This window comes from Xanthomonas sp. NCPPB 2250 (genome assembly GCF_056725265.1).
Genome location: NZ_CM161520.1, coordinates 2,018,740 through 2,042,066, shown reverse-complemented (window position 1 = coordinate 2,042,066; position 23,327 = coordinate 2,018,740). Strand labels below are relative to the sequence as shown.

Below are 23,327 nucleotides of genomic sequence, written 5' to 3'. Positions count from 1 at the left end.
CGGCGCACGCGCGCCGTGTCCCGATCCCCGCCCCGCCTCCGCGCCTTTGCGCGCGGCGGCGGGGCGATGTTCGCGATCGCGACGTGCGCAGCACCGATTGTGTGGCGGACGCCGCAGCACCACCGGCTGTATACGCAACCCTGAGACCCTGCGCCGTAGCATCGCCACATGACTCCCCGCGTCTTCCGATGGCATCGCACCGGCTGGCTGTTGCTGGCCGTGGCGGCATTGGCGCAGGCGCACGTCGCGGCGGACGCGGTGCGGCCGGTCTCCGCAGCGCCTGAGAGTCCCCTCACCGTGGTCACGCTCACGCTCGCCCCGGATCCGCGCGCTACGCAGGACGGCGACGACTGGATCGCGCGCCGCGAGCGCATCGTCGTGGCCCTGCAGCGCCTGCATCCCGACGCCATCGCCCTGCAGGAAGTGCTGCAGACGCCGGAAATGCCGAACCAGGCGCAATGGCTGGCCGCGCGCCTGGGCTACCACTGCCACTTCATCAGCCCCGATCCGCCGAGCCGGCCGCAACGTCGCGGCAACGCGCTGCTGACCCGCCTGCCGGTGCTGGAAGAAGCCGAGACCTTGCTGCATCCGCTGGAGGACTACAGCGTGGCCGGCCTGGTGCGGGTGGACCTGCACGGGCAGCCGGTGAACCTGTACTTCACCCGCCTGCACGCGACGCGCGACGGCGGCGCCAGCCGCCGCGAACAGGCCGAGGACCTGATGGCCTGGATCGATGCCACCGCCGAGGGTGTGCCCTCGCTGCTGGCAGGCGGCTTCTTTGCGGCGGCGCGCGCGCCCGAGCTGGCACCGTTGGCGGTGCGCTTCGAGGACGCCAGCGTGCGCGGCGAAGCGGCGCGCAACCGGATCGACGTGCGTGCGCCCGGCACGGCCGCGGCCGCGGCCGCCGACCACGTGTTTTTCGAACGCGGCCACTTCCGCCCGCTGCACGGCGCCCGCCTGTTCGCGCCGGCACCCGACCTGCCCGCGGCCGGCACGCGCGGCCTGCTGATGGCGCTGCAACCGCTGGACCCGATACCGACATCGCTGCAACCGGCGCCATAGTGGACGGCCTGCCTGGGCGCATTCGCGCGCGGGGCGATCACTGCCATGCGATGCGGCACATGGGAATGGATCGGCATCGGCATGCCATCGCCCCAGGACCATCGGGCACCGCTAATCCCCTGCTTTCGTCACGCATGACCGCATCTGTTGTAGGAGCGGCTTCAGCCGCGAGGCCTTCCACGGAAAGCCTCGGCGCGGCTTTAGGGCACCTCTAATAACGCGTTACTGCCGCAGCTCGGCATGATGTATCGCCGCGATTGTAGATACCGTCTTACCCCCTAGCAGGCAAGGCCCCTTTTCGGATCGAACGCCGTGCCCGATTTGAGAACGCCGTAGGCCAGGTGCAGGAGCTTGCGCATGGCGGCGCACACGATCTGCTTGCCGGCTTTGCCGCGTTCGCTCAGCCGCTGTTTCAGCGCCCGGATGATCGGGTTGTGGGTCATGGCCACCAGGGCCGGCATGAACAGGCCCGCGCGCAGGCGGGACGAGCCGGTACGCGAGATGCAGACGTGGCCTTTGCGCTCGCCCGACTCCTGCAGGCACGGATTCAGGCCCGCGAAGGCGGTCACCGCCGAGGCATCGGCGAAGCGCCTCACATCGCCAAGCTCGGCCAGCATCAAGGCCGCGCTGGTGTCGGCAATGCCCTGGATGCTCACCAGCAGCTCGCGCTGCCCACGCAAGGTCGGATCCTGGTCGATATGGTCATCGATGGCCTGCTCGATCTGGGCGATGTGGTGTTGCAGATCGGCCAGATGGACCTGGATCGAGTCCTTCACCTGGGCCGGAGCGACGTCCAGCCGGTTGCGCTCCATCTGCAGCATCTGTTGCAGATCCTGGCGCCGGCGCACCAGCGCTTTAAGCTGCTTGAGCGCCGGCGGATCAGGGGACCAACGGCGTAACTGCTCGCGGTGACGCAGGGCATAGCTGGCGATCAGCTTGGCATCGCTGCGATCGGTCTTGACCCGGCTGAGTTGGCTGCGTGCGTACGCGGCCGTCTGTGCCGGGTTGAGCACGCACACCCGATAGCCTCGTGCGTGGAGGAACTCGGCCAGCGCCTGGTGGTAGGTGCCGGTGGCCTCCATGGCGATCCAGCTATCGGACTGGGCATGCGTCTGCAGCCATGCCTGCAGGGCCTGGAAGCCCTTGGCATCGTTGGACAACTTGGCCTTGGTACGGTGCTTGCCATTGGTCAGCTCGATGGCCACATCGAAACTGCGTTTGGCGACGTCGATGCCGATGACGGGAGACATGCGCGATTCCTCCATCGTGTCAGGGTCATGATCGGCGCTGGGCCCGGTCCTGCCTTGTCGATGCGAGTTCACGCCCGGGGGGGCGGACTCTGGATACCGTTCGGACACCCAAGGGCCAGCATGTGGAGGGCGGAGCCGATCTACGATGCAAGCTCGAAGCTTTAGGAGCGACTGGACCTCCCACACCTCCTCCGATGATCAGTCGGAAGACATGACGCCTGTTTAGGGGCGACATGTCCAGATACAAGGAGCGGCTTCAGCCGCGATGGGCATTCCCGGGAATGCCTGTCGCGGCTGAAGCCGCTCCTACGCGTGCGCCCCTAGCTTTTTAGAGACGCCCTGGCGACGCACCGGCGCAAGCGGCGGCCAATGCGGCGTAGGCCGCCATCGCTGCCGAAGCACGCTGATCACGCGCGCAAGGGCAGCGTACCAACCTGGCAGCCACGCCCCACCCGCACTTCCAGCGCGTCTGCCCTGGCATCCAGACAAAAAAAGGCCGGGCGAACCCGGCCTTCTTCATTGTGCAGCGCTGGCGCGCGATCAGGCGATCGCGGCGTGGTAGCGGCGCTCCACTTCCTTCCAGTCGACCACGTTGAAGAACGCGCCGATGTAGTCCGGACGGCGGTTCTGGTACTTCAGGTAGTAGGCGTGTTCCCACACGTCCAGGCCCAGGATCGGGGTGTTGCCCTCGAACAGCGGGCTGTCCTGGTTGGCGGTGCTCTCGACCACCAGCTTCTTGTCGGGGGTGACGCTCAGCCAGGCCCAGCCGCTGCCGAAGCGGGTCAGCGCGGCCTTGGTGAAAGCTTCCTTGAACTTGTCGAAGCCGCCCAGCTCGCTGTCGATCGCCTTGCCGACGTCGCCGCTGGGGGTGCCGCCGGCGTTGGGCGCCATCACCGTCCAGAACAGCGAGTGGTTGGCATGGCCGCCGCCGTTGTTGCGCACCGGGCCCTGCAGGTTCTCCGGCAGCGACTTCAGCTTGGACACCAGCGCCTCGATCGGCAGATCGGCGTACTCGGTGCCTTCCAGCGCGGCGTTGACGTTGTTGATGTAGGTCTGGTGATGCTTGGTGTGATGGATCTCCATCGTCTGCGCATCGATGTGCGGTTCCAGCGCGTCGTAGGCGTAGGGCAACTTGGGGAGGGTGTAGGCCATGCGGTTCTCCTGGACTTTCGCCGTCGAAAGGACGAGCGTTGCGTGAGCAATGGTAGGGACGGTCGGCGACCTTACCAAGGGCGCGGCTGGGGAAACATCGTCCCATCCCGCGGCGGCGGTGCCGGCCGGCCTTGCGAATCGGCGCCTACCATGCCCCACGCCCCGGTTAGTCGGATGTGAATCGCCTGCGTCACGGCGGTGACCGGCGGCGTTTAGAGCGGGAACAGGCAGGCCGGCCCATACTGTGCGCGATGGCGCCATGCCGCGCGCCGCCGCCATTCCTGCAGGAGAGTCCATGCGCAAGCCCGTGCTGTTGATCGCCGCCATCGTGTTGCTGGTGGGCGGGCTGTGGGGCATCCGTGGGCTGCAGCATCCGCCGCACCAGCAGTTCGCGCCCTCGCTCGAGGCGGCCGCACAAGCGCCGTACACCGCGCCCGGCAAGGCAGCCGCCGCATCGGATGCCGCGGCGCCGGAGCTGCCCGCATTCCTGCCGCCCGAAGCGCGCGCCACGGTTGCGCTGATCCTGCGTGGCGGCCCGTTCCCGCACCGCCAGGACGGCAGCGTGTTCGGCAACCGCGAGAACCGGCTGCCCGCGCAACCGCGCGGCTACTACCGCGAATACACCGTCGAGACGCCAGGACTGTCGCATCGCGGCACGCGCCGCATCGTCACCGGCGGCACACCGCCGCAGGTCTGGTACTACAGCGACGACCACTACGACAGTTTCCGCAGCTTCCAGGTCGGCGGCGCAGGGCCGGCGCGATGAGCGGCTTCCCGTTCGCGCTGAACCTGGCCGAGCCGGCCGCCTCCGGCGTCTACCGCGTCGCCAACCGCGACCTGGACAGCGTCGCCGCCCTGGCCCGCGACGCCGGCCTGCGGCTGTGCCGGATCGACCTGCACGGCTGCACCGGCAAGGCCATGCTGCTGATGCGGCTGGCCGCGCAACTGGACTTCCCGCCCGGCTTCGGCCGCAACTGGGACGCGCTGACCGACGGCCTGCGCGACCTGTCCTGGCTGCCCTCGCCGCGCGGCTACGCGCTGCTGCTGGAGGACGCCGGGCAGTTGCAGGCGGTGGCGCAGCCGGCCTGCGACGTGCTGCTGGACATCCTCGACGACGTCGCCCGCGAGTGGGCGCAGGACGGCGTCAGCTTCGTCGCGTTCGTGGGCGGTAGCCGGGACCCGGGACCGGGGACCCGGGACCCGGAAGAGCAGGATCCCGCCTAGCGCCGTTGCCAGCGCGTCCTGCGGAAACCAATGCCACTTGCTTGATTTGCCGTTGCTTTTCCGGGTCCCGGGTCCCCGGTCCCGGGACCCGGTTTCTCACCCGTCCAGCTCGCTCCAGCGCGCATACGCCGTATCCAGGTCCGCCTGCGCCTGGCTCAAGGCTTGCGTGTGCGCGGTCACCGCCGCCGCGTCGCGCTGGTAGAACGCCGGGTCGGCCATCGCCTCGGTCAGCGCCGCGACCTGCTGTTCCAGCGCTTCGATCCGCGCCGGCAACTGCTCCAGTTCGCGCGCGTCCTTGTAGCTGAGCTTGCGCTTGGCCGGCACCGGCGCCGGCGCCGCTGCAGCGGCCGCGACCGGCGTGGTCGCCGCCGCGGTGGCCGAGGCCTTGGCTACCGCCATCGCGCTGGCCGGCGCCGACGGGCGCTGGCGCACCCAGTCGCTGTAGCCGCCGACGTACTCGCCGATGCGGCCGTCGCCTTCCATGACCATGGTCGAGGTGACCACGTTGTCGATGAAGTCGCGGTCGTGGCTGACCAACAACAAGGTGCCGCTGTAGTCGCCCAGCAGCTCTTCCAGCAGCTCCAGGGTTTCCACGTCGAGGTCGTTGGTCGGTTCGTCCATCACCAGCAGGTTGGACGGCTGCGCGAACAGCCGCGCCAGCAGCAGGCGGTTGCGCTCGCCACCGGACAGGCGGGTGATCGGCGCGCGCGCACGCTCCGGGGTGAACAGGAAGTCCTGCAGGTAGGCGTGCACGTGCTTGCGCTTGCCGTTGACCTCGATGAAGTCGCGGCCCTCGGCCACGTTCTCGATCGCGCTCCAGTCCTCGCGCAGGGTGGCGCGGTACTGGTCGAAATACGCCACCTGCAGATTGGTGCCGGCGCGCACTTCGCCCTGGTCCGGGCTCAGTTCGCCCAGCAGCAGCTTCAGCAGCGTGGTCTTGCCGCTGCCATTGGGGCCGATCAGGCCGATGCGGTCGCCGCGCAGGATGGTGGTGGAGAAGTCGCGCACCATGCTGCGCGCGCCGAAGGCGAAGCTCAGCTCCTTGGCCTCGATCACCTTCTTGCCGGAGGACTCGCCCTGCGCCGCTTCCATGCGTACGTTGCCGCCGAGTTCGCGGCGCTGGGTGCGCTCGCGGCGCATCGCTTCCAGTCGCCGTACCCGGCCCTCGTCGCGGGTGCGCCGGGCCTTGATGCCCTGGCGGATCCACACTTCTTCCTGCGCCAGCAGCTTGTCGAAGCGCGCGTTCTCCTGCGCCTGCGCGTTGAGCCGCTCCTCGCGGCGGCGCTCGTAGTTGGCCCAGTCGCCCGGCCAACTGCTGACCTGGCCGCGGTCGATCTCGACGATACGGGTGGCCAGGGCACGCAGGAACCGCCGGTCGTGGGTCACGAACACCACGCTGCCGTTCCAGCCCTTGAGGAAGCCTTCGAGCCAGTCGATGGCCTCGATGTCGAGGTGGTTGGTCGGCTCGTCCAGCAGCAACAGGTCCGGTGCCGACACCAGCGCGCGCGCCAGCAGCACGCGGCGCTTCATGCCGCCGGACAGCCGCGCGAACTCGGCGTCGCCGTCCAGTTCCAGGCGGGTCAGGGTCTCGTTGACCCGCTGATCCAGGGCCCAGCCATTGGCGCCATCGATCTTGGACTGCACCGCGCCCAGCGCATCGCCGTCGAACTCGGCGGCATGGCTGAGCCGATGGAACTCGGCCAGCCAATGGCCGAGCTCGCCCAGGCCGTCGGCGACCACGTCGAACACGCTGCCGGCGGCGCCATGCGGCACCTCCTGTTCCAGCCGGGCGATGCGCACGCCCTGCTGCACGCGGACCTCGCCGTCGTCGGGCTTGAGCTCGCCGGCGATCAATTTCATCAGGGTGGATTTGCCGGCGCCGTTGCGGCCGATCAAGGCGATGCGTTCGCCCGGCTCGATCGACAGGTCGGTCTTTTCCAGCAACAAGGGGCCGCCGACGCTGTAGTCGAGGTTCTGCAGAGTGATAAGAGGCATGCCGTATTGTACGGGACCCGGGACCCGGGACCCGGAAAGCAAAAAGCGGCGCGTCGTGCGAGTCGAAATGCCCTTTTGCTGTTGACGTTCCGGGTCCCGGGTCCCGAGTCCCGGCCCCACCAGCTAAAATGCCGCATGAACGATTTCGCCACCCTCTCCCTTTCCCCGGCGCTCGCGCCCGGCATCGACGCGCTCGGCTACACCAGCATGACCCCGGTGCAGGCGCAGAGCCTGCCGCCGATCCTGGCCGGCCAGGACGTCATCGTGCAGGCGCCCACCGGCAGCGGCAAGACCGCGGCGTTCGGCCTGGGCCTGTTGCACAAGCTGGATCCGGCGCTGAGCCGCGCACAGGCGCTGGTGCTGTGCCCGACCCGCGAACTGGCCGACCAGGTCGGCAAGCAGTTGCGCAAGCTGGCCACCGGCATTCCCAACATGAAACTGGTGGTGCTGACCGGCGGCATGCCGCTTGCGCCGCAACTGGCCTCGCTGGAGGCGCACGACCCGCAGGTGGTGGTCGGCACGCCCGGCCGGATCCAAGAGCTGGCGCGCAAGCGGGCGCTGCACCTGGGCGGCGTGCGCACGCTGGTGCTGGACGAGGCCGACCGCATGCTCGACATGGGCTTCGAGGAGCCGATCCGCGAGATCGCCAGCCGCTGCGACAAGCATAGGCAGAGCCTGCTGTTCTCGGCCACCTTCCCCGAGGAAATCCGCGCATTGGCGCGCGACCTGCTGAAGGAACCGGCGGAAATCACCGTCGAAGGCGCCGACAGCGCGCCGGAGATCGACCAGCAGTTCTTCGAGGTCGACCCCACCTACCGGCAGAAGGCGGTGGCCGGCCTGCTGCTGCGCTTCACGCCCGAATCCAGCGTGGTGTTCTGCAATACCCGCAAGGAGGTCGACGAGGTCGCCGGCTCGCTGCAGCAATTCGGCTTCTCCGCGCTGGCGCTGCATGGCGACATGGAACAGCGCGACCGCGACGAGGTGCTGGTGCGCTTCGTCAACCGCAGTTGCAACGTGCTGGTGGCCAGCGACGTGGCCGCGCGCGGGCTGGACGTGGAAGACCTGGCCGCGGTGATCAACTACGAACTGCCGACCGACACCGAGACCTACCGCCACCGCATCGGCCGCACCGCGCGCGCCGGCAAGCACGGCCTGGCGCTGAGCCTGGTGGCGCCGCGCGAGACCGCGCGCGCGCAGGCGCTGGAAACCGAGCAGGGCCAGCCGCTGCGCTGGTCGCGCGCGCCGCTGGCCACCGCACGGCCGGCGCAGCTGCCGCAGGCGGCGATGGTCACCCTGCGCATCGACGGCGGCAAGACCGACAAGCTGCGTCCCGGCGACATCCTCGGCGCGCTGACCGGCGATGCCGGGCTGTCCGGCGCGGCGATCGGCAAGATCGCGATCTACGCCACCCGCTCCTACGTCGCCATCGCCCGCGCCCACGCCGGCAAGGCGCTGGCGCAGTTGCAGGCCGGCAAGATCAAGGGCCGCCGGTTCCGGGTCGCCAAGCTGTGAGCGCGACGGCGCAACTCCTGGCGTCGTTGCGCCCGGACGAGGACGGCAGCCTGTGGAGCGACGCGGTCCCGGTGGCCTGGATGCACCACACCTGCTGCTTCATCCTGGAGGACTGCACCGCCGGCGACATCCCGGCCGACGCCGCGTCCGCCATCGCAACGTTCCTGCAGCTCGACGCCGTGGTATTCGCCGCCGCCGCGCCGCACGTGTTCGCCTACTACCGTCACACGCAGGCGCTGTGCGCCAAGTACGGATGGCCGTGCCCGGACATCGCCGGCCCCGACGAAATATGGGCGCACGTGCAGTTCGGCAGCGAAGCCTACGTCAGCCGCTATCGCGACGGCCGCCTGCGCATCAGCCTGGAATGCAACTGCGACTGGGAAGCCGAACACGGGCTGCAGCTGGTGTTCGCCGACGACGGCCGGATCTGCAAGGTCGGTCCGTTCGATGGCCATTTGAGCCATGCCGCCGCGCACGCCGACCCCAGCCTGGAAACGGTGATCTACCCCACCTGACACGGTGCCTGCGGTTGCGGCGTCAGGCATCGGCCGCGCCATGCGCGATCGCCGCGCCGCATGCGCGCCGCGGCCGCGCGCAACGCGTCGATCTCCGGCCGCGCCACCTGCGCTGCCATGAGCAGTGGCCGTGCTCAGTAAGTCAGCGTCGCCAGCAGCGGCAAGGCCTCGCTCCAGCGATCGCGTCCACGCAGCGCCTGCAGTTCCACCAGCACCGCGGCGCCGACCACTTCCAGTTCCAGTTGCTGCGCCAACGCCAGGGCCGCGCGCAGGGTACCGCCGGTGGCGAGCACGTCATCGACCAGCAGCACGCGCGCGCCGGCCGGGAGCGCATCGGCGTGCATTTCGATGCGGTCGCTGCCGTACTCCAGTGCGTACTCCTGGGTCACCGTCCTGCCCGGCAGCTTGCCCGGCTTGCGCACCGGCACGAAGCCCGTGCGTAGTTCGTGCGCCAGCGCCGCGCCCAGGATGAAGCCGCGCGACTCGATGCCCAGCACCGCCTGCAGCGGCGTGGTGCGCCACGGACGCGCCATTTCGTCCAGCGCCGAGGCGAAATCCGGGCCGTCGGCCAGCAGCGGGGTGATGTCCTTGAACACGATGCCCGGCTTCGGGAAATCGGCGATATCGCGGATGCGGCCGGACCAGTGGGCCGGTGCGTCGCTGGGCGCGCCGCAACAGGAGAAATCGTTCATCGCACAGTCGTATGGCGTGGGGGAACGCAAAGTCTAGTCGCAAGGCGGCACCGCGTCGCGGGGCCGCCTCGTCGGTCTACGACTTACGCCGCCGCAGCGCTCGCGTCCTGCCGCGCGGACCCGCGAAACAGGCCGCGCACCAGCACGAAGAACAACGGCACCAGCAACACTGCCAGCACGGTGCCGGTGACCATGCCACCGATCACGCACACGCCGATCTCGCGGCGGCTGGAAGCGCCGGCGCCGGTGGACAGCGCCAGCGGCAGCACGCCGGCGACGAACGCCAGCGAGGTCATCACGATCGGCCGCAGGCGCAGCCGCGCGCCTTCGAGTGTCGCCTCCAGCAACGGCCGCCCGGCACGCTGCCGCGCCTCGGCGAATTCGACGATCAGGATCGCGTTCTTCGCCGACAGGCCGATCGTGGTCAGCAGGCCGACCTGGAAGTAGATGTCGTTGACGAACCCGGCCAGGGTGGTCGCCAGCACGGTGCCGACCACGCCCAGCGGAATCACCAGCAGCACCGCCACCGGGATCGACCAGCTTTCGTACAGCGCCGCCAGGCACAGGAAAATGAACAGGATCGAGGCCGTGTACAGCCACAGCGTCTGGTTGCTGGACAACTGCTCCTGGTAGGACAGCCCGCTCCACTGCAGATCGAAGCCCTCCTGCTTGGCCACCAGCGCCTGCATCCGCTGCATCGCCTCGCCGGAACTGCTGCCGGCCGCCGCACCGCCCTGGATCTGCGACGCCGGCAGGCCGTTGAAGCGCTGCTGCAGCTGCGGGCCGCGGGTCCAGTGGGTGCTGGCGAAACTGGCGAACGGCGCCATCTGCCCGCCGCTGCCGCGCACGTACCACTGCGCGATGTCCTCCGGCAGCGCGCGGTACGGCGCATCGCCCTGCACGTACACGCGCTTGACCCGGCCGCGGTCGATGAAGTCGTTGACGTAGCTGCCGCCCCAGGCGGTGGCCAGGGTCGCGTTGATGTCGCTCTGCGCCAGTCCCAGCGCGCTGGCCTGGGCGTGGTCGATGTCCACCTGCAGTTGCGCCTTGTCGCCCAGGCCGTTGAGCCGCACCGCGGTCAGCTGCGGATCGTCGCCAGCCTCCTTGAGCACCTGCTGCTGCGCCTTCAGCAGCGCCGCGCGGCCGGCGCCGTCGCTGTCGCGAATCCACAGTTCGAAGCCGCTGGACTGGCCCAGGCCGCGCACCGCCGGCGGCGACAGCACGCTGATCTTGGCGTCGCCGACATCGCGGAAATGCGCATTGGCACGGTCGATGATGGCCTGCGCGGTGTTGTCGCGGTTGCGCTCGCCCCACGGCGTGAGCGCCACGAACGCCTGGCCGGCATTCTGCCCGGTACCGGCATTGTTGCGGCCGACCACCATGAAGATCGCGGTGAGATTGGCCTTCTCGTGGGTCATGAAGTAATCGCTGATGCGCTTGCCCAGCGCCTGGGTCTTGGCCAGCGGCGTGCCTTCCGGCGTGGTGAACTGGATCTGCACCTGGCCCTGATCCTCCACCGGCAGGAAGCCGGTCGGCATGCGCATGTACAGCACCACCATCGCCAGCACCACCAGCGCATACAGCACCATCCAGCGCCGCGGCCGCTGCAGCACCGTGCCGAGGCGGCGCTGGTACGCCTGCTGGCCGCGCTCGACGCTGCGGTTGAACCACTGGAAGAAACGGCCGAGCTTGCGCTCCTGCTCCACCGGCTTGAGCAGGGTCGCGCACAGCGCCGGGGTCAGGGTCAGCGCGACCAGCGCCGACAGCGCCATCGCCGACGCGATGGTGATGGAGAACTGCCGGTAGATGATGCCGGTGGAGCCGCCGAAGAACGCCATCGGCAGGAACACCGCGCCCAGCACCACGGTGATGCCGATCAGCGCGCCGGTGATCTCGCCCATCGAGCGCTCGGTGGCTTCGCGCGGCGGCAGGTGCTCTTCGTGCATGATCCGCTCGACGTTCTCCACCACCACGATGGCGTCGTCGACCAGCAGGCCGATCGCCAGCACCATCGCGAACAGGGTCAGCGTGTTGATGGTGAAGCCGGCCGCGGCGAGGATGCCGAAGGTGCCCAGCAGCACCACCGGCACGGTGATCGCCGGGATCAGCGTGGCGCGGGCGTTCTGCAGGAAAAGGAACATCACCACCACCACCAGCACGATGGCCTCGGCCAGGGTGTGCACCACGTTCTCGATCGAGATGCGCACGAACGGCGTGCTGTCGCGCGGATAGGCCACGTCCAGGCCCGGCGGGAAGGTCGGCTTGAGCCGTTCGATGGTGGCGTGGATCGCGTCGGAGGTGGCGATCGCATTGGCGCCGGCCGACAGCGTCACCGAGAAGCCGGACGCCGGATGGCCGTTGAGCGTGGCGTTGTTCTGGTAGTTCTCCGCGCCGATCTCCACCCGCGCCACATCGCCCAGGCGCACGCTGGAGCCGTCCGCGCGCGTGGCCAGGATGATCTGCCGGAACTGTTCCGGCGTCTGCAGCCGCGACTGCGCGGTGACCGTGGCGTTGAGTTCCTGCTCGGCGCCGGTGGGCAGCGCGCCGAGTTCGCCGGCGGTGACCTGGGTGTTCTGCGCCAGGATCGCGCTGCGCACGTCGCCGGGCATCAGTTGGTAGGCGTTGAGCTTGTGCGGGTCCAGCCACACCCGCATCGCGTACTGCGCGCCGAACACGTTGATCTCGCCGACGCCGTTGATGCGGCTGATCGGATCCTGCAGGGTGCTGACCAGGTAGTCGGAGATGTCGACGTTGTCCATGCGGTCGGTGCGGTCGTAGATCGCCACCGCCATCAGGCTGTCGCCCTGCGACTTGGCCACGGTCACGCCCTGCTGCTGCACTTCCTGCGGCAGCCGGTTGAGCGCCTGGTTGACCGCGTTCTGCACCTGCACCTGGGCGATGTCGGGATTGGCCGCCTGGTCGAAGGTGATGCTGATCCGCGCCTGCCCGGACGAGGAACTGGTCGAGGAGAAGTACAGCAGGTGGTCGATGCCCTTGATCTGCTGTTCGATCACCTGGGTGACGCTGTCCTCCACGGTCTGCGCTGAGGCGCCGTTGTAGGTGGCGGTGACGTTCACCGATGGCGGCGCGATGTCCGGATACTGCTCGATCGGCAGGGTGAACACGGCGATGGCGCCGGCGGCCATGATGCAGATGGCCAGGACCCAGGCGAAGATCGGGCGATGGATGAAGAAACGCGGCAACATGCGTGCTCAGCCCTGGCTGGCGGCAGGCGCGGCCGCGGTGGCGGCGGTTTTGACCGTCACCTTGGCACCGTCGCTGAGGCCCTGCCGGCCCGCCACCACCACCCGCTCGCCGGGCTTGAGGCCATCGCCGACCAGCCAGCGGTCGCCGACCGCACGCAGCGTGGTGAACTCACGCTGGCGCACCACATTGTCGGCGCCCACCACCCAGGCCACCGCCTCGCCGCGCGGGGTGCGGTCCACCGCCGCCTGCGGCACCAGCAGCGCCTGCTGGCGCACGCCCTGCCCGACCAGCGCGCGCACGTACATGCCCGGCAGCAGTTGCGCATCGGGATTGGGGAAGCGGGCGCGCAGGGTCACCGCACCGGTGGTCTCCTCCACGTCGAGGTCGGCGAACTCCAGCGTGCCGGGCAGCGGATACGCGGTACCGTCGGACAGGGTCAGCCGCACCTGCGTGCTGGCCGGCTGCACGCCGCCGGCGGCGATCGCCCGGCGCAGCGCCAGGAACTGGTTGCCGGACTGGGTGATGTCCACGTTCATCGGATCCAGTTGCTGGATCTTGGCGATGGCATCGGTCTGGTTGGCGGTGACCAGCGCGCCGGGGGTCACCCGCGCGCGGCCGATGCGCCCGCCGATCGGCGCCAGCACCGTGGCGAAGCGCAGCTGCGTGCGCGCGGTGTCCAGCGCCGCGCGTTGCGCGTCGCGACTGGCCAACGCCTGCTTGTAGGCGGCCTGCGCATCGTCCACGTCCTGCTGCGCGGCCAGCCGGGTCTTGCCCAGGGTGCGATAGCGCTCGGCGCGCAGCGTGGCGGCGGCGAGCGTGGCCTCGGCGGTGGCCAGGTTGGCCTGCGCCTGGTTGGCGGCGGCCTGGTACAGGGTCGGTTCGATCTGGAACAGCGGCTGCCCGGCCCGCACCGTGGCGCCCTCCTCGAACAGCCGCTGGCGCAGGATGCCGCTGACCTGCGGCCGCACCTCCGATTCTTCCGAGGCCACGGTGCGCCCGGCCAGTTCCACGCTCAGCGGCACGCTCTGCGGCTGCAGGGTCACCACCTCCACCGTCTTCGCTGCCGGCGCCGGCGCCTTGCCTCCCCCCTTGCAACCGGCGAACGCGAGCACGACGACGGACAGCAGCAACGGCAGCGCGCGGCGGCGCTGGACGAAAGGCGCGGGCATGCGCTTGATCCTGGGAACGGCGGGGAGGATCATTTAATTTACTCAAAGACAAAAAAACAATCATGAAGGGAAGCGCAACCCTTCGCCGCCAGGATGCGCAAACTGCGATGGCGACGGCCGAGCCGGCGACAACGGTCGTGCCCGCGCGCCCGCGTGGACGCCCGGCACTGGCGCGGCCGCGCCTGCTGGCGGCGGCACGCACCCTGCTGCTGGAGCACGGGCTGGACGTGTCGCTGGAGCAGATCGCCAGCCAGGCCGGGCTCACCCGGCAGAGCCTGTACAACCATTTTTCCAGCAAGGCCGAGCTGATGATGCAGGTGTTCGAGGCACTGGGCGAGGAGTTGCAGACCCGGCTGGAGAACATCGGCAGCGCCACCGCACAGGACCTGCCCGCGACCCTGCGGCAGATCGCGCTGACCGTGCCGGCGCACCTGTACGCGCCCGATGCCCTGCGCCTGCATCGCCTGCTGGTGCAGGCCAGCGCGCAGATGCCGGACCTGCTGCAGTCGCTGCACCAGCGCCGCGCCGGCCGCCTGCGCGAGCGCCTGAGCGCCTTGCTGCAGACCCTGCACGCGCGCGGCGACGTGCAGGTCGCACGCCCTACCCTCGCCGCCACCGCGTTCATCGGCGCCACCTTCGGCTATGCCTATCCCGGCGCGATGCTCAACGGCCAGGCGCCGGACGCGGCCGCGCAGCAGGCGCTGGCGGAGGAAGTGGTGGCGACCTTCCTGGCCGCCTGGCGCTATCGCGGCGCGACCGCGCCCTGAGCGCACGCGCCGACCCTGCTCAGGAACTGCACGACAGCATCGAACAGCCAGCCCGGCTCCGCGCCCAGTCCGGACGCTTCGCCGCGAAGGACTCGCGCCCGGGCTGCTCGTCGTACGGATGGCGCATCACCTCCAGCAGCTCATCGATGCCGCCGGTGTCGCCCTGCTCGGCGCGGTCGATCGCCTGCTGCGCCAGGTAGTTGCGCAGCACGTAGCGCGGGTTGGCCGCGCGCATCCGCGCGGCGCGGGCGGCCGCGGGCAACGGATCCTGCTGCAGGCGCTGCGCATAGCGGGCCAGCCAGGCCTCGAACGCCGGCGCCTGCGCCGCCAGCTTGTCCGGGTCGTAGAACGCGTCGGCCAGCGCCGCCAGAGTCTGCGCCGGCGTCCACGGCGGCAGCGGCAGCGCGCTCAAGCCGCGGAACCACAGGGTCATGTCGACCTCGCCCTGCTGCAGCAACTCCAGCAGGTCGCGCATCAGCGCGACATCCTCGTCGCCGCAGCTCTCCAGGCCGAGCTTGGCCGCGATGTTGTCGCGCTCGGCCTGCGCATACTCGGCGCGGAACCGCTCCAGGCCATCGTGCAGTGGCGCGACGTCGTCGAACAGCGGCGCCAGCGCCTGCGCGAGCCGGCCGAGGTTCCAGTACGCAACCTGCGGCTGCGTACCGAAGCGGTAGCGGCGTCCCTGCGCATCGGTGGTGTTGGGGGTCCAGTCCGGATCGTAGTCGTCGATCCAGCCGTAGGGGCCGTAGTCGATGGTCAGGCCCAGGATCGACATGTTGTCGGTGTTCATCACCCCGTGCACGAAACCGACCCGCATCCAGTGCGCCACCATGCGTGCGGTGCGCGCACAGATCTCGGCGAACCAGGCCGCATCGCGCGCGCCACCGGTGCCGGACAGCTCCGGGAAATCGCGTGCGATCACCAGATCGGCCAGGCGCCGCAGCAAGGCGGTGTCGCCACGCGCGGCCGGCAATTCGAAACTGCCGAAGCGCACGAACGACGGCGCCACCCGGCACACCACCGCGCCCGGTTCGGCGCGCGGATGGCCGTCGTAGAACATGTCGCGCACCACCGTCTCGCCGGTGCCGACCAGGCTCAGCGCGCGCGTGGTCGGCACGCCCAGGTGATGCATGGCCTCGCTGCACAGGAACTCGCGGATCGACGAACGCAGCACCGCGCGGCCATCGGCACCGCGCGAATACGGCGTGGGCCCGGCGCCCTTGAGCTGCAGCTCCCAGCGCCGCCCGTCCACGCCCAGGGCCTCGCCCAGCGAGATCGCGCGGCCGTCGCCGAGTTGCCCGGCCCAATGCCCGAACTGATGACCCCCATAGTTCGCCGCATAGGGCTGCATGCTCGGATAGCGCGCATTGCCGGCGAACACCGCGGCGAACTCCGGCGCTTGCACCTCCTGCTCTGACAGCCCGAGCAAGGCGGCCACCTCCGGCGAATACGCCAGCAGCCGCGGCGCCGCGACCGGCGTCGGCTCGACCGACGACCACAGCGCGCCCAGCACTTCGCGGCGCCGCGGACCGGTTTCCGGGTCGCCAGGCAGCTCGGCGACGAAGCGATTGTCGAAACGCAAGGAAGGCATGGGCAAGAGCGTAGAAGTCGCAGGCTTCATTGGAAAGGCCACAGGGTGAGCACAAGGTGCACGCTTCGTGCAACGCAAGCATGCCCCCTTCGTCCCCGCGGGCACGCCCAGCCCCTCTCCTCCCGGGAGAGGGGCTGGGGTGAGGGTCGGGGCGCGAAGCGCATGCAGTGCTGCAACTGCACCAGGCGGCGCCCGTACCCTCATCCGCCCCTTCGGGGCACCTTCTCCCGGAGGGAGAAGGGGGTGCAAGCCCCTCCCCCCCCCCCGGGATAGGGGTTGGGGTGAGGGTCGGGGCGCGAAGCGCATGCAGTGCTTCAACTGCACCAGGCGGCGCTCGTACCCTCATCCGCCCCTTCGCGGCACCTTCTTCCAGAGGGAGATGGGGGTACAAGCCCCTCTCCCCCCCGGGAGAGGGGTTGGGGTGAGGGTCGGTCAGCCGCCAAGGCAAAGCGCACGCGCAGGAAGCCACGCTTTTACCAATCCCCACTCCCGAATCCCCACTCCCCGCCCCACCTCCACTCGCCGCCGACATGGCCATCCGGCATGCTCCGCGCTCCTCTCAGGGATCGCCCATGTCCGACCGACCGTCTTCGCCCCGCTGGCCCCGCAACGCCCTGATCGCCCTGTCCTCGCTGCTGGTCTCGGCCTGCAGCAGCCTGTTCTTCGGCGGCCTCAACGCCAGCTCTTCGCGGCATGGCCTCCACGAGCAACGCGGGATCGTCTACGACGCGGCGCATGGCCTGGCACTGGACGTGTACCGCCCGGCCGGGGTGGAACACGCGCCGGTGGTGGTGTTCTTCCACGGCGGTACCTGGAAGACCGGCAACCGCCAGAACTACCGCTGGGCCGGCGAAGCGCTGGCGCGGCACGGCGTGGTCGCGATCGTGCCGGACTACCGCAAGTATCCGCAGGTGACCCTGGACGGCTTCATGCGCGATGCCGCCACGGCGGTGGCCTGGAGCCAGCGCCATGCCGCCGCCTACGGCGGCGATCCGCAACGGCTGGTGCTGATGGGCCACTCCGCCGGCGCGCACATCGCCGCGCTGCTAGCCACCGACGGTCATTGGCTGCAGGCGCAGGGCCTGTCGCCGCGGCAACTGTGCGGCCTGGTCGGGCTGGCCGGCCCCTACGACTTCCTGCCACTGACCGACCCGGACCTGATCGGCATGTTCGGCCAGGACCCGGCGCAACAGCGGCGCTCGCAGCCGGTGAACTTCGTCGACGGCGACGAGCCGCCGGCGCTGCTGCTGCACGGCGACGCCGACACCGTGGTGGAGCCGCACAACAGCCAGTCGCTGCAGGCCGCACTGCAGCGCGTCGGGGTACCGGCCGAACTGAAGACCTATCCCGGCGTCGGCCACATGCGGCTGGTGCTGGCGCTGCGCAAGGACGACCCGGCGCTGCCGGTCATGGCCGACAGCATCGCCTTCGTGCGTGCCTGCCCGGCACGTCCCGCCGCCCGCTGATCCGGACGATGCGGACGGAACTCAACCGTCCGCGCTGCCGAGCAGCTCGAATGGACCGCCCTGCTGCAGCGCGCGCTGATAGGCGGGGCGCTGCTCGATCCGCTGCACGAATCCGGCCAGGTTCGGATGCGTCTGCAGGCCGATGCGCGCCGCCGCGGCCTGCACCGGGAAGCTCATCTGCACGTCCGCGGCGGTGAAGCGGTCGCCGGCGAACCAGCCGGTCTCGGCCAGTTCGCGCTCCATCCAGTCCAGGTGCAGGCGCACCTGCGGCCCGACGAAACCATGCATCGCCTTGTCGACGATGGCCTTGGCGATCGGCCGCGCGAAGAACGGCATCTTCGCCGAGCGGATCCGCCCGAACACCAGGCTCATCAGCAGCGGCGGCATCGCCGACCCCTCGGCGTAGTGCATCCAGTAGCGGTAGCGCAGGCGCTCGGGCGAATCCAGCGGCTGCGGCGCCGGCGACAGCGTGCTGCCGGTGTCGTAGCGGTCCACCAGATAGTCGAGGATGGCCCCGGACTCGGCGAGGACATGGCCGTCGTCCACCAGCACCGGCGACTTGCCCAGCGGATGGATCGCGCGCAGCTCCGGCGGCGCCAGCATGGTCTTGGGGTCGCGCTGGTACTTGATCACCTGGTACGGCAGCGCCAGTTCCTCCAGCAACCACAGCACGCGCTGCGACCGGGACTGGTTGAGGTGATGCACGGTGATCATGGCGACGGCTCCGGAGCTCGGGGGCCGCCATGGTAGCCGGATGCAGGTGTGAACCCGCGCATGCAGGGCATCGTCGCTGCATCTGGCGCCATGGCGAAGGCGCCGCGATCAGCGGAATTCGCTGTCCGAAAAAAGAAACGCCCAAACAAAAACGCCGGAAGCTTGCGCTCCCGGCGTTCGGCACCTTGCGGTGGCAGACGTCCTTAGACGGCCTGCACCTGGTCAGCCTGCATACCCTTCTGGCCCTGCACTGCGACGAAGGTCACCTTCTGGCCTTCCTGCAGCGACTTGAAGCCGGTGCCCTGGATCGCGCGGAAATGCACGAACAGGTCCGGGCCGCTTTCCGGGGTGATGAAGCCGAAGCCCTTGGCATCGTTGAACCACTTCACGGTACCGTTCTGACGCTCAGACATTTGCTAACTCCTGAAACATTGAATTGAAGAAATCGCAGCCATCGGAAATCGAGGCCGAGACTGAGTTGCAGGCGTTAGTAAAGCGAGCGGAACGATGAAGTGGATCGTGAGATCTACTGCACCAAGCCACGATTCACGGTGACTCTAGCAAACACAGTGGGGCCACCATACGCGGGTCGTGATCAAAAAGCGACATGTTTGTGTAGACAAACCGGGATCCACCACAAGGAAGCTGAACCCAACCCTAAAGTTAACGCCGGCGCTGCCGATCCGCCTGCCGATCCGCGGAAACTGCGCAAATCCGCCATGGACCGGACAACGGCGACTGAGCCTGCGACCACGCCGGAGGTGGCCGTAGCTCCCCCTCCCCCCGCCCCGGCCCCGGGTCGGACACGCGCCCCCGGTCTCGATTCTCCCGCTCCCCCACAAGTCCCCGGCCAGCGACGGCCCCACACCGTATCCTAGTGCGCCCTCGATCCCGGTAGCCGCATGGCCCTCACCGCCACCCTCCGCAAGGCGGAGCTGCAGATTTCCGACATGGACCGCGGCTACTACGCCGCCCATTCCCTGACCCTGGCGCAACACCCGTCCGAGACCGATCAGCGGCTGATGGCGCGCCTGCTGACCTTCGCCCTGTACGCCGAGGAGCGCCTGCTGTTCGGCAAGGGCCTGAGCAGCGACGACGAACCCGACCTGTGGCGGATGGACTACACCGGCGCGATCGAGCAATGGATCGAGGTCGGCCAGCCCGACGAGTCGCGGGTGCGCAAGGCCTGCGGCCGGGCGCGCTCGGTGGTGGTCGCCAACTACGGCGGCCGCGCCGCGGACATCTGGTGGGACAAGAATGCCTCCGCCCTAGGCAAGCTCAAGCAGGTGCAGGTGATCGACCTGCCGGCCGATGCCGTTGCCGCGGCGGCCGAACTGATCCAGCGCAGCATGCGCTTCGACGTGGTGATCCAGGACGGCGAGGTGCAGTGGCTGGGCGACAGCGGCAGCTTCGCCTTCACCCCCACGGTGCGCAAAGCCGCGGCATGAGCGCCGGGACCGCCCCACTCCGCACCGATGTCGTGGTACTCGGCGCCGGCGCCGCCGGGCTGATGTGCGCGATCGCCGCCGGCCAGCGCGGGCGCCGTGTGCGGGTGATCGACCATGCCAACAAGGTCGGCAAGAAGATCCTGATGTCCGGCGGCGGCCGCTGCAACTTCACCAATACCGGCACCGGGCCGGGCAACTTCCTGTCGGCCAACCCGCACTTCTGCAAGTCGGCACTGGCCCGCTACCGCCCGGCCGATTTCATCGATCTGGTCGAACGCCACCACATCGCTTACCACGAGAAGGAACTGGGGCAGTTGTTCTGCGACGCGTCCTCCAAGCAGATCGTGCGCATGCTGGTGGACGAGTGCGCCGCGGCGGGGGTGACGGTGCGCACCGACTGCAGCGTGCGCGCGGTGGAGCGCGGCAGCGAGGGGTTCCGCCTGGACACCGACGATGGCCCGGTGCATGCGGCCTCGCTGGTGGTGGCGACCGGCGGCCTGTCGATCCCCAGCCTCGGCGCCAGCGGCTTCGGCTACGAGCTGGCGCGGCAGTTCGGCCACGCGGTGCTGCCGACCCGCGCCGGGCTGGTGCCGCTGACCCTCAGCGGCAAGCACCAGGAACGCCTGCACGACCTGTCCGGCCTGGCGCTGCCGGTCGAGGCCAGTTGCAACGGCGCGCGCTTCCGCAACTTCATGCTGATCACCCACCGCGGCGTCAGCGGCCCGGCGATCCTTCAGATCTCCTCGTACTGGCAACCGGGCGACGACCTGCGCCTGGACCTGCTGCCGGGACAGGACGCGGAGACCTGGCTGCGCGAACAGAAACGCCTGCGCGGCGCCGCCGAGCTGCGCACGGTGCTGGGCGAGGCACTGCCGCGTCGCTTCGCGCAACGCCTGTGCGAGGTGTGGCTGCCGGACAAGCCGGTGCGCCAGCTGGACGAGCCGCAGCTGCGCGCCGCCGCCGAGCTGCTCGGCGCCTGGCCGCTGGTGGCCAGCGGCACCGAGGGCTACCGCACCGCCGAAGTCACCCTGGGCGGCGTGGACACCGACCAGGTGTCGTCCTCGACCATGGAATCGCGGCGCGTGCCCGGCCTGTACTTCGTCGGCGAAGTGCTCGACGTCACCGGCTGGCTGGGCGGCTACAACTTCCAGTGGGCCTGGGCCTCGGGCCATGCCGCTGGTTTGGCGGCGTGACCCTGCCGCCGGGATTGGGGATTCGGGATTGGGGATTCGCCAAGGCCTACTCCGCTCATCTTGGTCGGCCATGGGTAACACGCGAACCTTCAGACATCGCGAACCCGCTTTTGCCAATCCCCAATCCCGAATCCCCAATCCCCGCCCCCCATCCATGGACGCGACAGCGGCCATCGTGTATTAAACCCCGTCCCCGGGAGGCTTCATGCACACAGGCAAAGACATCACCCTCCGCCTGATGATCGTCGACGACAGCGGCGAAGACGCCGAGGCGATCGTCAGCAGCCTGCGCAACAGCGGCATCGCGGTGCGACCGTCGCGTCCGCAGCACGCCGAGGAGTTGTCGGCGATGCTGACCGCACAGCCGATCGACCTGGTGCTCAGCGCGCAGGCGCAGTCGATCCCGCTGCCGCAGGTGCTGCAACGGGTCGCCGCCAGCGGCAAGGACATCCCGGTCATCGTGCTGGCCGAGCGCATCGACGAACAGGAATGGCTGGAGGCCGTGGCCGGCGGCGCGCGCGCGATCGCGCTGCGGCAGCGACCCGAGCATTTGCTGGCCGTGGTCCGCACCACCTGGGCCGACCTGCAGGCGCGGCGCGGCCTGCGCCGGATCGAAGCGCAGATGCGCGAGACCGAGCGCCGCTGCGACGCGCTGATCGCCTCCTCGCGCGATCCGATCGCCTACATCCACGAGGGCATGCACATCCGCGCCAACGACGCCTACCTGGAGATGTTCGGGTTCGAGTCGTTCGACGACGTCGAAGGCGTGTCGCTGCTGGACATGGTCGCCCCGCAGCACGTGGAAGGTTTCAAACAGTTGCTGAAGTCGCTGGGCAAGGGCGAACCGCCGCCGGCGCAGTACCAGGTGGACGCGCGCACCCTGGAAGGCGACAGCTTTCCGGCGACGATGGAGTTCGCCACCGCCAGCTACGAGGGCGAGGCCTGCGTGCAGGTGGTGTTCCGCCGCCGCGAGGAGTTCGACCCGGAACTGGCGCGCGAGGTCGAGGACCTGCGCCAACGCGACCAGGTCACCGGCCTGCTCAACCGCCCCACCTTCATGCTGGCGCTGGAAACCGCGGTGGCCCAGGTCGGCCGCGGCGAAGGCCAGTACGGCTTCCTGCTGGTCGAGCCGGATCATTACGCACGCCTGTTGGCCGACATCGGCCTGGATTCGGCCGACGCGCTGGTCGCCGCATTGGCCCAGCACCTGGCTGCCGCCATCGACGGCGACGTGCAGGCCGCGCGCTTCGGCGAGCACAATTTCGCGCTGTTGCTGGAAGGCGACTATGCGCGCACCGCGGCGCTGGCCGAGCGCCTGTTGCAGGCCTACGCCAGCCACGTGTTCAGCGTCGGCGAGCGCTCGGCCACGGTCACCGTCAGCATCGGCGGCGTGCAGATCGGCGAGAAGATCGCCAGCGTCGGCCAGGTCCTGGCCCGCGCCAGCGAGAACGTGCAGGCGACCGTCGAACTGGGCGGCAACGCCTGCAAGATCTTCGACCCGGGCGCGGCCGACCGACTCGAGGAAGAGCGCGTGCAGCGCTGGGTCCAGCACCTGCGCGAGGCCCTGGCCGGCGACGGCTTCCTGCTGCACTACCAGCCGGTGCTGAACCTGCAGGGCGAACCGCACGAGCTGTACGAGGCCTACCTGCGCCTGGAGCGCAACGACGAACTGATCGGCCCGTCGACCTTCCTCGGCATCGCTGCCGAGCATGGCCTGACCGCCGAGATCGACCGCTGGGTGGTCGCCCGTGCGATCGCCGTCATCGGCGAACGCCAGCGCGCCGGCCACGCCACCAGCCTGCTGGTCAAGGTCAGCCCGGAAGCCTTCGCCGACACCCAGATGGTCGACCTGATCCGGCGCGAACTGGCGACGCACGGCGTGCCCGGCGACCGCCTGTGGCTGCAGACGCCGGAGGCCAAGGTGTTCACCCACCTGCGCAACGCGCAGCAGTTCCTGGCCGACGCCACCGCCTTGGGCTGCAAGGTCGGGCTGGAACAGTTCGGTTCGGGCCTGGACTCGTTCCAGTTGCTGGCGCACTTCCAGCCCTCGTTCCTGAAGCTGGACCGCGGCTTCACCCAGGACCTGACCCAGACCCGCGAACACCAGGACAAGATCCGCGAGATCACCGCACGCGCGCAGTCGGCGAGCATCCGCACCATCGCCGAGTTCGTGTCCGACGCGACCTCGATGAGCCTGCTGTTCAGCGCCGGCGTCGACTACGTGCAGGGCGAATTCGTCGGCCTGGCCGCGCCGGGGATGACGTTCGATTTTGCCTGAGGGGCCGGGATTCGAGATTGGGGATTGGGGATTCGCAAAAGCAACGGCCGGCGAAGCCTTCGCTACGCCGGCCGGCGCCGTCGATCCCGCAA

The 23,327-nt window shown here is 69.5% G+C and carries 19 protein-coding genes; 10 read left to right on the top strand and 9 right to left on the bottom strand.

The annotated features are described in order from the left end of the window. Positions 1-168 precede the first annotated feature (168 nt). Positions 169-1,062, top strand: coding sequence for an endonuclease/exonuclease/phosphatase family protein (locus tag AC1PMG_RS08515; RefSeq protein ID WP_481111304.1), 894 nt, complete (start codon positions 169-171; stop codon positions 1,060-1,062). Between the two features lie 278 nt (positions 1,063-1,340). Here AC1PMG_RS08515 and AC1PMG_RS08510 read toward each other — a convergent pair whose 3' ends face one another. After that, positions 1,341-2,312 carry an IS110 family RNA-guided transposase gene (locus AC1PMG_RS08510; RefSeq protein WP_481109034.1) on the bottom strand — a complete coding sequence of 324 codons (972 nt, stop codon included), beginning with the start codon at positions 2,310-2,312 and terminating at the stop codon, positions 1,341-1,343. Positions 2,313-2,852: 540 nt separating this feature from the next. Then, on the bottom strand, positions 2,853-3,464 hold the full coding sequence (locus AC1PMG_RS08505; RefSeq protein WP_481111303.1) for a superoxide dismutase: 612 nt from the start codon (positions 3,462-3,464) through the stop codon (positions 2,853-2,855). 295 nt (positions 3,465-3,759) lie between these two features. Between AC1PMG_RS08505 and AC1PMG_RS08500 the strand changes: the two genes are divergently transcribed. Together AC1PMG_RS08500 and AC1PMG_RS08495 are read left to right on the top strand one after the other, a co-directional pair. Next, a complete protein-coding gene (locus AC1PMG_RS08500) occupies positions 3,760-4,230 on the top strand; it encodes a guanyl-specific ribonuclease (RefSeq protein WP_481111302.1) in 471 nt (156 codons plus the stop codon). Continuing rightward, entirely contained in the window at positions 4,227-4,688 is a 462-nt protein-coding gene (locus AC1PMG_RS08495) for a barstar family protein (protein WP_481111301.1), read from the top strand. Before AC1PMG_RS08500 ends, AC1PMG_RS08495 begins: the two co-directional genes overlap by 4 nt. Before the next feature lie 96 nt (positions 4,689-4,784). Here the strand turns inward: AC1PMG_RS08495 and AC1PMG_RS08490 are convergent, their stop codons facing one another. Next, the gene (locus AC1PMG_RS08490) at positions 4,785-6,683 is read right to left on the bottom strand and encodes an ATP-binding cassette domain-containing protein (protein WP_481111300.1); all 1,899 of its coding nucleotides are present in this window, start codon (positions 6,681-6,683) and stop codon (positions 4,785-4,787) included. Between the two features lie 135 nt (positions 6,684-6,818). On the opposite strand from AC1PMG_RS08490, the gene dbpA reads away from it, so the two are divergent. Together dbpA and AC1PMG_RS08480 are read left to right on the top strand one after the other, a co-directional pair. Further along, entirely contained in the window at positions 6,819-8,195 is a 1,377-nt protein-coding gene (dbpA, locus tag AC1PMG_RS08485; protein ID WP_481111299.1) for an ATP-dependent RNA helicase DbpA, read from the top strand. Further along, positions 8,192-8,710 (top strand): DUF6985 domain-containing protein, encoded by a 519-nt coding sequence (locus tag AC1PMG_RS08480; RefSeq protein WP_481111298.1) that lies wholly within the window; start codon positions 8,192-8,194, stop codon positions 8,708-8,710. The genes dbpA and AC1PMG_RS08480 overlap by 4 nt, the downstream gene beginning before the upstream one ends. A 134-nt stretch (positions 8,711-8,844) precedes the next feature. Here the strand turns inward: AC1PMG_RS08480 and AC1PMG_RS08475 are convergent, their stop codons facing one another. From AC1PMG_RS08475 to AC1PMG_RS08465, 3 genes are all read right to left on the bottom strand, one after another. Beyond that, the gene (locus AC1PMG_RS08475; RefSeq protein WP_342072079.1) at positions 8,845-9,402 is read right to left on the bottom strand and encodes an adenine phosphoribosyltransferase; all 558 of its coding nucleotides are present in this window, start codon (positions 9,400-9,402) and stop codon (positions 8,845-8,847) included. Between the two features lie 83 nt (positions 9,403-9,485). Further along, positions 9,486-12,608, bottom strand: coding sequence for an efflux RND transporter permease subunit (locus AC1PMG_RS08470; protein ID WP_481111297.1), 3,123 nt, complete (start codon positions 12,606-12,608; stop codon positions 9,486-9,488). A gap of 6 nt (positions 12,609-12,614) precedes the next feature. Continuing rightward, positions 12,615-13,778: an efflux RND transporter periplasmic adaptor subunit gene (locus tag AC1PMG_RS08465; protein WP_481111296.1), complete on the bottom strand. Its 1,164-nt coding sequence runs from the start codon at positions 13,776-13,778 to the stop codon at positions 12,615-12,617. Between the two features lie 137 nt (positions 13,779-13,915). On the opposite strand from AC1PMG_RS08465, the gene AC1PMG_RS08460 reads away from it, so the two are divergent. After that, the gene (locus tag AC1PMG_RS08460; RefSeq protein WP_481111295.1) at positions 13,916-14,545 is read left to right on the top strand and encodes a TetR/AcrR family transcriptional regulator; all 630 of its coding nucleotides are present in this window, start codon (positions 13,916-13,918) and stop codon (positions 14,543-14,545) included. Between the two features lie 19 nt (positions 14,546-14,564). On the opposite strand, the gene AC1PMG_RS08455 is transcribed toward AC1PMG_RS08460, so the two are convergent. Continuing rightward, positions 14,565-16,136: a protein adenylyltransferase SelO gene (locus AC1PMG_RS08455; RefSeq protein WP_481111294.1), complete on the bottom strand. Its 1,572-nt coding sequence runs from the start codon at positions 16,134-16,136 to the stop codon at positions 14,565-14,567. 572 nt (positions 16,137-16,708) lie between these two features. Here AC1PMG_RS08455 and AC1PMG_RS08450 point away from each other — a divergent pair. After that, complete coding sequence (locus AC1PMG_RS08450) at positions 16,709-17,602, top strand: alpha/beta hydrolase (RefSeq protein ID WP_481111293.1); 894 nt, start codon at positions 16,709-16,711, stop codon at positions 17,600-17,602. A gap of 21 nt (positions 17,603-17,623) precedes the next feature. Here AC1PMG_RS08450 and AC1PMG_RS08445 read toward each other — a convergent pair whose 3' ends face one another. Continuing rightward, positions 17,624-18,316, bottom strand: a complete 693-nt coding sequence (locus AC1PMG_RS08445) for a glutathione S-transferase family protein (RefSeq protein WP_017909326.1) — start codon at positions 18,314-18,316, stop codon at positions 17,624-17,626. Between the two features lie 203 nt (positions 18,317-18,519). Beyond that, positions 18,520-18,729, bottom strand: a complete 210-nt coding sequence (locus AC1PMG_RS08440) for a cold-shock protein (RefSeq protein WP_017909327.1) — start codon at positions 18,727-18,729, stop codon at positions 18,520-18,522. Positions 18,730-19,218: 489 nt separating this feature from the next. Between AC1PMG_RS08440 and AC1PMG_RS08435 the strand changes: the two genes are divergently transcribed. The 3 genes from AC1PMG_RS08435 (at position 19,219) to AC1PMG_RS08425 (ending at position 23,235) form a co-directional block, all read left to right on the top strand. Continuing rightward, a complete protein-coding gene (locus AC1PMG_RS08435) occupies positions 19,219-19,764 on the top strand; it encodes a YaeQ family protein (RefSeq protein ID WP_209244615.1) in 546 nt (181 codons plus the stop codon). Next, positions 19,761-20,957 (top strand): BaiN/RdsA family NAD(P)/FAD-dependent oxidoreductase, encoded by a 1,197-nt coding sequence (locus AC1PMG_RS08430; protein ID WP_481111292.1) that lies wholly within the window; start codon positions 19,761-19,763, stop codon positions 20,955-20,957. Before AC1PMG_RS08435 ends, AC1PMG_RS08430 begins: the two co-directional genes overlap by 4 nt. A 205-nt stretch (positions 20,958-21,162) precedes the next feature. Beyond that, positions 21,163-23,235: a GGDEF/EAL domain-containing response regulator gene (locus tag AC1PMG_RS08425; protein WP_481111291.1), complete on the top strand. Its 2,073-nt coding sequence runs from the start codon at positions 21,163-21,165 to the stop codon at positions 23,233-23,235. Positions 23,236-23,327: the final 92 nt, after the last annotated feature.